Genomic DNA, 9,812 nt, shown 5'->3' with positions numbered 1-9,812 from the left:
TCAGTAGACCTTAATGAAAATGTCCCGGGTTGCGCGTTCCGCGCCACCCGGGCTACGCACCTTGGCATAGTGCCCTCGCCGCGCGCCGCGCGCGGTGAAGACGAGACGGCGATCAGTTCTTCTTCATGCCGTCGTCTTTCTTCATCGCATCGTCCTTCTTCATCATCCCGTCGCTTTTCTTCATGCCGTCATGCTTCGACATGGCATCCTTGGACATGGCATCCTTGGACATCGTGTCTTTCTTCATGGCGTCGTCCTTGCCCATCTTGTCCTGAGCAAAGGCTGCGGGCGAGAGCGCGACGCTGACGGCAACGAGAGCGGCGGAGACGCCGAGGCCGATACGGGTCGAGAAGGTCATGGTGGTCATCCTTGCTGAGGGTTGATCATGGAGCGACGTCTGCCGCTCTCACCTCGACGCGGCCGGAACGGCCCTTGTTACTCCCTCACAAAGTCTTGAAGGGGCGTGCGGACCGGAGTTGCCCGAAAATCAGGCACCTGCAGCCATCGGCCGCAGTGTGCGGTGCAGCAATACCCGCCCCTGGTGTGACGCTTGGCGCCAATGCACCGGGCCGCCTCAAACTATCAGACTAGAGAAAATTCTGGCAAAGTTCGCCTAAATGCGGCCCTCAAGTTCCGCCTTATCGCCAATCAAGAACAGCCTTTCCAATGGGAGAAACTTTATGCTCACTCGCCGCCACCTCTTTGCCTCGGCGCTTGCCGCGCCCGCGGTCCTGCGCTTCGGCATCGGTACCGCCCATGCCGCGACCACGCTGAAAATCTCGCACCAGTTCCCCGGCGGGACCATCGACAAGGGCGATTTCCGCGACCGGCTGTGCCGGATGTTCGCCGCCGAGGTGGCGAAGCGCTCGGGCGGCGAGATATCAGCCGAAGTTTATCCGAATTCCTCGCTGATCAAGACCAACGCGCAGTTCTCGGCCATGCGCAAGGGCGCGCTCGACATCAGCCTCTACCCGATGCCCTATGCCGGCGGCGAACTGCCGGAGACCAATATCGGCCTGATGCCGGGCCTGGTCACGACCTACGACCAGGGCCTTCGCTGGAAGAAGGAACCGGTCGGCAAGGCGCTCTCCAACTTCCTGGCAGACAAGGGCATCATCCTCCTGACCTGGGTTTGGCAGGCCGGCGGCGTCGCCAGCCGCTCCAAGCCGATCGTGGCGCCCGAGGACGCCAAGGGCATGAAGGTGCGCGGCGGCTCCCGCGAGATGGACATGGTGCTGCAGACGGCCGGCGCGGCCGTGCTGTCGGTGCCTTCCAACGAGCTCTATGCGGCGATGCAGACCGGGGCCTGCGATGCCGGCATCACCTCCTCCACCAGCCTGATCTCCTTCCGCCTCGAAGAAGTCGCGAAATCGCTCACCTCGGGCGCCGGCACCTCCTACTGGTTCATGCTGGAGCCCCTGATGATGTCGAAGGCGATCTTCGACAAACTGCCGAAGAAGCAGCAGGACATCATCCTTGCCGTCGGCGCCGAGCTTGAGGCCTTCGGCAAGAAGGGCGCGCAGGACGACGATGTCGAGGTCGCCAAGGTCTACGAGAAGGCCGGCGCCAAGGTCAGCGCGCTTGACGCAACCACCGTCAACAAGTGGCGCGACATTGCGCGCGATACCGCCTGGAAGGACTATGGTGCTAAAACCGCGACGGCTGCCAACCTGTTGAAGCTCGCAAGCGACGTCGCCGCATGATGCATGGTCCGGTCGCGGATCAAGCCGAACGCCAGACCGCCGTCACGGGCAATGTACTCGTGGCGGCGCTGTCACGCGGGCTTGGCATCTGCAACAACATCATCGTCGTCTTCGCGTCCATCGCGCTGATCGCGGCTTGCGTGATCCTGAGCTACAGCGTGCTCGGCCGCGCTTTGTTTCACAGCCCGAACTACTGGCAGGACGAGGCCGCGGTGTTCCTCCTGGTCGGCGCGACCTTCATGACGGCCGCCTATGTGCAAGCCCAGCGCGGCCATGTCAGCATCGAGGCTTTCGTCGGGCTGATGTCGCCGCTCGCCAATCGCATCAGGCTGTGGCTGGTCGATGTCGCTAGCCTCGCCTTCTGCGCCTTCTTTGCGTGGAAGTCCTGGACATTGGCGCATGAGGCCTATGTCGATGGCCAGGTCTCGAACTCGATGTGGTCGCCGCCACTCGCGATTCCCTACGTGCTGATGGCGTTCGGCATGACGCTGCTGTGCCTGCAGCTCCTGCTGCAGATCATCATTCCCCTGATCGGTGGCGCACGCCGATGACCGTGCTTGGGATCGGCATCAGTTACGGGCTTGCCACCCTGTTTGCGATGTTCTCGGGCATGCCCATTGCATTTGCTTTGGGCGCGGTCGCGGTCGTGTTCATGGCGATCTACATGCCGACCGCCTCGCTCGATACCGTGACGCAGAACGTCTACGAGGAAATGGCCTCGATCACGCTGCTGTCGATCCCGCTGTTCATCCTGAAGGGCGCGGCGATCGGCAAATCCCGCGCGGGCCAGGATCTCTATTCGGCCCTGCACGCATGGCTGCATCGCGTGCCCGGCGGGCTTGGCGTGGCCAACGTGTTCGCCTGCGCGCTGTTTGCGGCGATGGCGGGATCCTCGCCCGCGACCTGCTCGGCGATCGGCTCGGCCGGCATTCCCGAGATGCGCAAGCGCGGCTATTCTGGCGGCTTTGCCGCAGGGATCATCGCCGCCGGCGGCACGCTCGGCATCCTGCTGCCGCCCTCGATCACCATGATCCTGTTCGCGGTCGCGGCGGAGAAATCGCTGGGACGCCTGTTCCTCGCCGGCATCGGGCCGGGCCTCTTGCTGGTGACGCTGTTCGGCGTCTACGCGGTGTTCCGTTTCCGTAAAGAGTATGCGGCCGCGCGTGCCGCCTATGACGCGACCGGTACGGACTCCGCAATCCTGCAGCGCGACGAGTTCACGATGGCCGACCGCTTCAATGCGCTCCCGCGGGTGCTGCCGTTCGTGCTGCTGTTGACCGGCGTGATGATCGCACTCTATGGCGGCTATGCGACGCCGTCGGAGACCGCCGGCCTCGGCGGACTGTTGGCGCTCGGGCTGATCGCGGTGATCTACAGCGTCTGGAAGCCGAGCGACCTCGAGCCGATCCTGAAATCCACCATCCGCGAGTCGACCATGCTGATGATGATCATCGGCATGTCGCTGCTCTATTCCTACGTGATGAGCTACCTGCACATCTCGCAATCGGCCGCGGAGGCGATCGTCGCGATGCACTTGCCGCGCTGGGAATTGCTCGTCGCGATCCTGCTCATGGTCGTCGTGCTCGGCTTCTTCCTGCCGCCGGTCTCGATCATCCTGATGACCGCGCCGATCATCCTGCCGCCGCTCCGCGCCGCCAATTTCGACATCATCTGGTTCGGCGTGGTGATGACCATCGTGATGGAGATGGGCCTGATCCATCCACCGGTGGGGCTGAACATCTTCGTCATCCGCAACGTCGCGCCTGATATCCCCTTGAGCGAGGTGATCTGGGGCACGCTGCCGTTCGTGCTCCTGATGATGCTCGCGGTGCTGCTGCTCTGCTTCTTCCCGGGGATCTCGACATGGCTGCCGGATCTCGTGATGGGACTGGAGGGCGTGCGGTAACTCTCATCCGTCATTGCGAGCGAAGCGAAGCAATCCATTGCTTCCACGGACGCAAGCGGCGAGATGGATTGCTTCGCTTCGCTCGCAATGACGGCGGTCAGTTGTAGGGTGGGCAAAGCGAAGCGTGCCCACCACTTCTTGCGGAGTGCGGATGGTGGGCACGCTTCGCTTTGCCCACCCTACGAAGTTAGCGTTTCTTCTTCGCGTTCAGCGCATTGGCGACGCGGCTCACCGGCGGGCGGCCGAGCAGGCGGCTGACTTCGTTCGTCGCGGCGAGCAACCTCTCCATGTCGACGCCGGTTTTGATGCCCATGCCTTCGAGCATGTAGACGACGTCCTCAGTTGCGACGTTGCCGGTCGCGCCGGGGGCGTAGGGGCAGCCGCCGAGGCCGCCGGCGGCGGAATCGATGACGCGGACGCCCTCCTCCATGCCGGCGTAGAGGTTGGCGAGCGCCTGGCCGTAGGTGTCATGGAAATGCATCGCGAGATTTTGTGCCGGTACCTCGCCCGCGACCGCGCGCATCAGGTGCCGCGCCTTGACCGGCGTGCCGACGCCGATGGTGTCGCCTAGCGAGATCTCGTAGCAGCCGAGGTCCCACAACGTCCTGGCGACGTCGACAACCGCCTGCGGCTTGACCTCGCCGTCGAAGGGGCAGCCGAGCACGCAGGAGATATAGCCGCGCACCTTGATGCCATCGGCCTTGGCGCGCGCCAGCACCGGGTTGAACCGCTCGATCGATTCCGCGACCGAGCAATTGATGTTGGCGCGCGAGAAACCTTCGGAGGCCGAGGCAAACACCGCGATCACCTTGGCGCCGGCGGCCTGTGAGGCCTCATAGCCCTTCTCGTTCGGCACCAGCACGTGGAATTCGCCGGGAAGATGGCTCACGCCGCGCAGCACCTGGTCGGAGCCGACCATCTGCGGGACCGCCTTCGGCGACACGAAGGCGCCGACCTCGACGATCGGCAGGCCGGCGCCGATCAGGCGCTCGATGAAAGCGATCCGATCGGCGACGCTGATTGGCGTCTTCTCATTCTGCAGCCCGTCGCGCGGACCGACCTCGACAATACGGACGCTGTCGCTCATCACGCGGCCACCGGTTCGACTTCGGCGAGCTCGACGCCCTCGCCGACGATATCGCCCACCTTGCATTTCAGCTTCTTCAGCACCCCGGCATACGGCGCGCGCAACGTCTGTTCCATCTTCATCACTTCCAGTGTCAGGATCGCCGCGCCCTTCTCCAACGTCGCGCCCTCCTCGGCGAGCAGGGCGACGACGGTGCCCGGCAGCGGCGCCACGATCTTGTCCTCGCCGACATGCTCCTCGGTCTCGCCGCCGAACGGATCGACCCAGTGCAGGTCGAAGCGGCCGTTGCGGGTGCGCAAGTAGAGCTCGTGACCCTCGATGACGGCGACGACACGGGATTTCGTGCCGTCGAGCGTCAGATCAAATCCGTCAACCCCGGACGGCGCCAGCGCGAACTCGCGATCGCCGACCGACACCGTCGACGGCCCGTTGCCATAGCGCAGCGTCACCTTCTGTTCCGCGCCCTGCCCCTGCCGGAACGAGAACACCCGCTGCCGTTGGCCAACCGGCATCCAGCCAAACGTCTGCCACGGCGAATGCGCCTCTTTCCGTGCAGCCTTCTGTTCCTCATTCAAGATCGCAGCCACTGCAGCGCACAGCTCGAACGCACCGGCGGCACCACGTTCTGCCGTCAGGCTCTTCAGTTCGCGCTCGATGAAGCCGGTATCGATCGCATTCGCGACCACGGCAGGATGCGTTACCAGCGCCGACAGGAACGGGATGTTGGTGACGATGCCGCGAACATCGGTCTCTTGGAGCCCGCGATTGAGCTTTTCGATCGCGACCTCGCGCGTCGGCGCCCACGCGATCACCTTGGCCAGCATCGCGTCATAGTATGGCGAGACGTTATCGCCGCTGCGATAGCCGGAGTCGATGCGCAAGCCGTCACCCTCTTGCGGCGTGCGCCAGGTCTTGATGCGTCCGACCGAGGGCATGAAATTCTTCTGCGGATTTTCCGCATAAACCCGCGCCTCGATGGCGTGACCGTTAAGTTTGATTTCGTTCTGGCTCAGCGGCAGCTTTTCGCCGAAAGCGACCCGGAGCTGCCATTCGACGAGATCGACGCCGGTGATCAGTTCCGTGACGGGATGCTCGACCTGCAGGCGCGTGTTCATCTCGATGAAGAACACGTCCTTGCCGTCGGAGACGAATTCGATGGTGCCGGCGCCGACGTAATTGACGGCCGCGGCCGCCTTCCGCGCGGCGGCGCAGACGGTCTCGCGCTGGGTGGCATTCAGCGTCGGCGACGGCGCTTCCTCGATCACCTTCTGGTGCCGGCGCTGCAGCGTGCATTCGCGCTCCCATAGCGAGAGCAGATTGCCGTGGCTATCGCCGATGATCTGCACCTCGATGTGGCGCGGATTCTGGACGTATTTCTCGATCAGCATGCGGTCGTCGCCGAACGCCGCCTTGGCCTCGCGCTTGGCGCTGACGATCGCAGCCGACAGCTCGGCCGCCGAATTCACCACCCGCATGCCGCGGCCGCCGCCGCCGGCGGAGGCCTTCACCAGCACCGGGAAACCAATACGCTCGGCGGCGTTCGCCAGCGTCGCCTCGTCCTGGGCCTCGCCATGATAGCCCGGCACCAGCGGGACATCAGCCTTCTCCATCAGCGCCTTGGAGCCGGACTTCGAACCCATCGCATTCATCATCTCGGCGGTCGGGCCGACGAACACCAGCCCTGCCTCGAGGCAGGCCTGTGCGAATTCAGCGTTCTCGGACAAGAAGCCGTAGCCGGGATGAACAGCCTCGGCGCCGGTCTCGCGCGCCGCTTCGATCACGCGCTGGATGTTGAGATAGCTGTCGCGCGCCCGTGCCGGACCCAGCAGCACGGCCTCGTCGGCGAGCGCGACATGCAGGGCGTCACGGTCGGCTTCGGAATAGACCGCGACGGTGCGCAGGCCCATGGCCTTGGCGGTGCGGATCACGCGGGCTGCGATCTCGCCGCGGTTGGCGATCAGCAGGGTGCGAAAACGCCGGTAGAGCTTTGAGCGGTCCATCGTCACATCCTGAACAGGCCGAATTTCGTCGGCTCGATCGGCGCATTGGCGGCGGCCGAGAGACCGAGGCCGAGCACGAGACGCGTGTCGGCGGGATCGATCACGCCGTCGTCCCAGAGCCGCGCGGTGGCGTAATAGGGATTGCCCTGGCTCTCATATTGCGCGCGGATGGGCGCCCGGAACTTCTCCTCTTCCTCCACCGACCAGGTGTCGCCCTTGGCCTCGATATTGTCGCGCCGGACCTGGCTCAGCACCATCGAGGCCTGCTCGCCGCCCATCACCGAGATGCGGGCGTTCGGCCACAACCAGAGAAAGCGCGGGCTGTAGGCGCGCCCGCACATGCCGTAATTGCCGGCGCCGTAGGAGCCGCCGATCACGACGGTGAATTTCGGCACGCCGGCGGTGGCGACCGCAGTGACGAGCTTGGCGCCGTCGCGCGCAATGCCGCCGGCCTCGTATTTCTTGCCGACCATGAAGCCGGTGATGTTCTGCAGGAACACCAGCGGGATGCCGCGCTGGCAGCACAGTTCGATGAAGTGCGCGCCCTTGAGCGAGCTTTCGCTGAACAGGATGCCGTTATTGGCGATGATGCCGACCGGGAAGCCCCAGATATGGGCAAAGCCGCAGATCAGCGTCGTGCCGTAGAGCCGCTTGAACTCGTCGAATTCGGAGCCGTCGACGATCCGCGCGATGATGTCGTGAACGTCGAACGGCTTGCGGCCGTCGGAGGAGACCACGCCATAGATATCCTCGGCCGGATAGAGCGGCTCGCGCGGCTCGCGCATGTTGAGCGCGGCGCGCGACGGCGGCTTCAATGTGGCGACGATACGCCGGGCAATGCCGATCGCGTGCGCATCGTTCTGCGCGTAATGGTCGGTGACGCCGGATTGCCGCGAATGCACGTCGGCGCCGCCGAGTTCCTCGGCGGTGACGACCTCGCCGGTCGCGGCCTTCACCAGCGGCGGACCGCCGAGGAAGATCGTGCCTTGATTGCGCACGATGATGCTCTCGTCCGACATCGCCGGCACATAGGCGCCGCCCGCGGTGCAGGAGCCCATCACGATCGCGATCTGTGGAATGCCGGCTGCCGACATCTGCGCCTGGTTGTAGAAGATGCGGCCGAAATGCCGCTCGTCCGGAAAAATATCGTCCTGCATCGGGAGGAAGGCGCCGCCGGAATCGACCAGGTAGACGCAGGGCAGATTGTTCTGCCGCGCGATATCCTGGGCGCGCAGGTGCTTCTTCACCGTCAACGGATAATAGGTGCCGCCCTTGATGGTGGCATCATTGGCGACGATGATGCATTCGCGGCCCGCAATGCGCCCCACCCCGGTGATCACGCTCGCCGAATGCACGTCGCCGCCATAGAGGCCATTGGCCGCAAGCGGCGACAGTTCCAGGAACGCGGTGCCGGGATCGACCAGGAGGTCGACGCGGTCGCGCGCCAGCATCTTGCCGCGCGACGTATGCCTGATGCGGGACGCCTCGCCTCCGCCGCCCGCAACCTGGCCGAGCCTGTCGCGGAGCTCGGCGACAAGGCCGCGCATCACCTCGGCATTGCGGGAAAATTCCTGGGATTTGGGATCGATCGTGGAATGAAGCTGCATGTTGCGCTTTTCTGCCGCGTGTTTGGACAATCTTCAAACTAGAATATCGCAGCCTATCGCGCGATAGGCTCAGCCGCCCAAGCCGGATGATCCCGCCTTGCGAAATTTGCCGCCACCGCCGGATTCGAGGCCATGAATCCTCCCATCGCTTTGGGTTTATAACGAAACGATCATACGTTTTTTTATCGGTGTCTCAAGAAGCTCGACCTTGAGCGATTACCAAAGTTATAGCGCATTGATTTCGCTTGATTTTCTGACTATAAACGTACGATCGTTCGCTTGTTTCTGCACTTCTCCAACGCTCCTGCGAGGGCCCCGATGGCGCGCACGATCGGCTCACACGGCCCAACGACGCTGGAGGCGATCCGGAAAGCCGGAACGCGCCTGATCTTCGAGCATGGCTATGAGGCCATGAGCCTGCGTCAGCTCGCCGCCGAGGTCGGCATCCAGGCGGGATCGCTCTACAACCACATCAGCACCAAGCAGGAATTGCTGTTCGACCTGGTGCAGCACCATATCAACGAACTGCTGCGTCAGCTCGATCTTGCGCTTGACGGCAAGACTGGCGCGGTGGAAAAACTCCGCGCCTTCGTCGCCTTCCACGTCAGCTATCACATGACGCGCAAGCGTGAGGTCTACATCGCCAATTCCGAGCTGCGCAGCCTGGAGCCGAAGAATTACGCTGCGGTCATCGCCTTGCGCGAGGCCTATGAGCGGCGCCTTGCCGACATCCTCGAAGAAGGCGTTGCGCAGGGCGTCTTCGACCTGGTGGACGTCCAGGTCGCGACCTTTGCGATCCTGGCGATGTTGACCGGGCCCTGCACCTGGTATCGGCCGGGCGGCCGGCTCTCGAAGGAAGCCATCATCGCCACCCATGAAAAGCTGGTGCTGTCGGGCATTGCGCCGCAGGCAGCCGCTCCCCCTGCCCGCTCTCCCCGCAAGGCCACCCGGCGCGTCGCCGCCGAATGACTCGCTCGTCAACGCACGAGGCATCCATGACAGAGCTCGACGAGATCGACCGGAAGATTTTGTCCGAGCTGCAGCGGGACGGCCGGCTGCGCTACAACGATTTGGCGCAACGGGTCGGCATCTCCGCGCCGGCCTGCCTGCGCCGCGTCCGCGCGCTGCGTAGCCGCGGCGTCATCAGGGACGTCCGCGCGAGCCTTGACGAGCGGACGCTCGGCTATGAGGTGGTGTCCTTTGTCTTGATTCAGTTGACCAGCCAGAACCAGGTTACGCTGGAGGCGTTCGAGGCATCGATCGCCCACCTGCCGCTGGTGCAGCAGTGCTGGCGCATTTCGGGCGAAGCGGACTTCCTGCTCAAATGCGTGGCAACCGGTGTGCAGGGCATGCACCAGCAGCTCCTGCAATTCTCTGTTATGGCCGAGGTGCGCACCATCAGGAGCTTTCCAGTGCTCGGCGTCTCCAAGGACGCACCGCTGCCGCTCCCCGACATTCCGACGCCGGCCGATCCGGCAGGGTCGCGCGACCGGTGACCGCGCCCTGGGC

Annotated in this window: 9 protein-coding genes; 5 read left to right on the top strand and 4 right to left on the bottom strand. The window is 64.2% G+C overall.

Annotation, left to right across the window (positions count from 1 at the left end; translation table 11 throughout):
* Positions 1 to 112 precede the first annotated feature (112 nt).
* On the bottom strand, positions 113 to 358 hold the full coding sequence (locus CWO89_RS35375; protein WP_130583056.1) for a pentapeptide MXKDX repeat protein: 246 nt from the start codon (positions 356 to 358) through the stop codon (positions 113 to 115).
* A gap of 322 nt (positions 359 to 680) precedes the next feature.
* Here CWO89_RS35375 and CWO89_RS35370 point away from each other — a divergent pair, with 322 nt between their 5' ends.
* Genes CWO89_RS35370 through CWO89_RS35360 form a run of 3 tightly spaced genes read left to right on the top strand, consistent with a single transcriptional unit; the run spans position 681 to position 3,609 of the window.
* Positions 681 to 1,703 carry a TRAP transporter substrate-binding protein gene (locus tag CWO89_RS35370; RefSeq protein WP_130583055.1) on the top strand — a complete coding sequence of 341 codons (1,023 nt, stop codon included), beginning with the start codon at positions 681 to 683 and terminating at the stop codon, positions 1,701 to 1,703.
* Positions 1,700 to 2,254: a TRAP transporter small permease gene (locus CWO89_RS35365; RefSeq protein ID WP_130583054.1), complete on the top strand. Its 555-nt coding sequence runs from the start codon at positions 1,700 to 1,702 to the stop codon at positions 2,252 to 2,254. The genes CWO89_RS35370 and CWO89_RS35365 overlap by 4 nt, the downstream gene beginning before the upstream one ends.
* Positions 2,251 to 3,609, top strand: a complete 1,359-nt coding sequence (locus CWO89_RS35360) for a TRAP transporter large permease (RefSeq protein ID WP_130583053.1) — start codon at positions 2,251 to 2,253, stop codon at positions 3,607 to 3,609. The genes CWO89_RS35365 and CWO89_RS35360 overlap by 4 nt, the downstream gene beginning before the upstream one ends.
* A gap of 187 nt (positions 3,610 to 3,796) precedes the next feature.
* Here the strand turns inward: CWO89_RS35360 and CWO89_RS35355 are convergent, their stop codons facing one another.
* The 3 genes from CWO89_RS35355 to CWO89_RS35345 are packed head-to-tail and all read right to left on the bottom strand — an operon-like array spanning position 3,797 to position 8,303.
* Positions 3,797 to 4,696 carry a hydroxymethylglutaryl-CoA lyase gene (locus CWO89_RS35355; RefSeq protein WP_130583052.1) on the bottom strand — a complete coding sequence of 300 codons (900 nt, stop codon included), beginning with the start codon at positions 4,694 to 4,696 and terminating at the stop codon, positions 3,797 to 3,799.
* Entirely contained in the window at positions 4,696 to 6,696 is a 2,001-nt protein-coding gene (locus CWO89_RS35350; RefSeq protein WP_130583051.1) for an acetyl/propionyl/methylcrotonyl-CoA carboxylase subunit alpha, read from the bottom strand. The genes CWO89_RS35355 and CWO89_RS35350 overlap by 1 nt, the downstream gene beginning before the upstream one ends.
* A 2-nt stretch (positions 6,697 to 6,698) precedes the next feature.
* Complete coding sequence (locus tag CWO89_RS35345; RefSeq protein ID WP_130583050.1) at positions 6,699 to 8,303, bottom strand: carboxyl transferase domain-containing protein; 1,605 nt, start codon at positions 8,301 to 8,303, stop codon at positions 6,699 to 6,701.
* A 318-nt stretch (positions 8,304 to 8,621) separates the two neighbouring features.
* Here CWO89_RS35345 and CWO89_RS35340 point away from each other — a divergent pair, with 318 nt between their 5' ends.
* On the top strand, positions 8,622 to 9,272 hold the full coding sequence (locus CWO89_RS35340; RefSeq protein ID WP_130583049.1) for a TetR/AcrR family transcriptional regulator: 651 nt from the start codon (positions 8,622 to 8,624) through the stop codon (positions 9,270 to 9,272).
* A 26-nt stretch (positions 9,273 to 9,298) separates the two neighbouring features.
* Complete coding sequence (locus CWO89_RS35335; RefSeq protein WP_130583048.1) at positions 9,299 to 9,799, top strand: Lrp/AsnC family transcriptional regulator; 501 nt, start codon at positions 9,299 to 9,301, stop codon at positions 9,797 to 9,799.
* The last annotated feature ends 13 nt before the right edge of the window (positions 9,800 to 9,812 follow it).

It is taken from the genome of Bradyrhizobium sp. Leo170, from assembly GCF_004296405.1.
Taxonomy (GTDB): Bacteria; Pseudomonadota; Alphaproteobacteria; order Rhizobiales; family Xanthobacteraceae; genus Bradyrhizobium.
The sequence above is the reverse complement of the archived record's forward strand: the minus strand, read 5'-3'. Positions and strand labels throughout refer to the sequence as shown.

What these genes read in the sequence shown, in the direction of transcription:
- CWO89_RS35370 (WP_130583055.1), top strand. Translation starts at nt 681, where the DNA reads ATGCTCACTCGCCGCCACCTCTTTGCCTCGGCGCTTGCCGCGCCCGCG.
- CWO89_RS35350 (WP_130583051.1), bottom strand. Translation starts at nt 6,696, where the DNA reads ATGGACCGCTCAAAGCTCTACCGGCGTTTTCGCACCCTGCTGATCGCC.
- CWO89_RS35355 (WP_130583052.1), bottom strand. Translation starts at nt 4,696, where the DNA reads ATGAGCGACAGCGTCCGTATTGTCGAGGTCGGTCCGCGCGACGGGCTG.
- CWO89_RS35375 (WP_130583056.1), bottom strand. Translation starts at nt 358, where the DNA reads ATGACCTTCTCGACCCGTATCGGCCTCGGCGTCTCCGCCGCTCTCGTT.
- CWO89_RS35335 (WP_130583048.1), top strand. Translation starts at nt 9,299, where the DNA reads ATGACAGAGCTCGACGAGATCGACCGGAAGATTTTGTCCGAGCTGCAG.
- CWO89_RS35365 (WP_130583054.1), top strand. Translation starts at nt 1,700, where the DNA reads ATGATGCATGGTCCGGTCGCGGATCAAGCCGAACGCCAGACCGCCGTC.
- CWO89_RS35360 (WP_130583053.1), top strand. Translation starts at nt 2,251, where the DNA reads ATGACCGTGCTTGGGATCGGCATCAGTTACGGGCTTGCCACCCTGTTT.
- CWO89_RS35345 (WP_130583050.1), bottom strand. Translation starts at nt 8,303, where the DNA reads ATGCAGCTTCATTCCACGATCGATCCCAAATCCCAGGAATTTTCCCGC.
- CWO89_RS35340 (WP_130583049.1), top strand. Translation starts at nt 8,622, where the DNA reads ATGGCGCGCACGATCGGCTCACACGGCCCAACGACGCTGGAGGCGATC.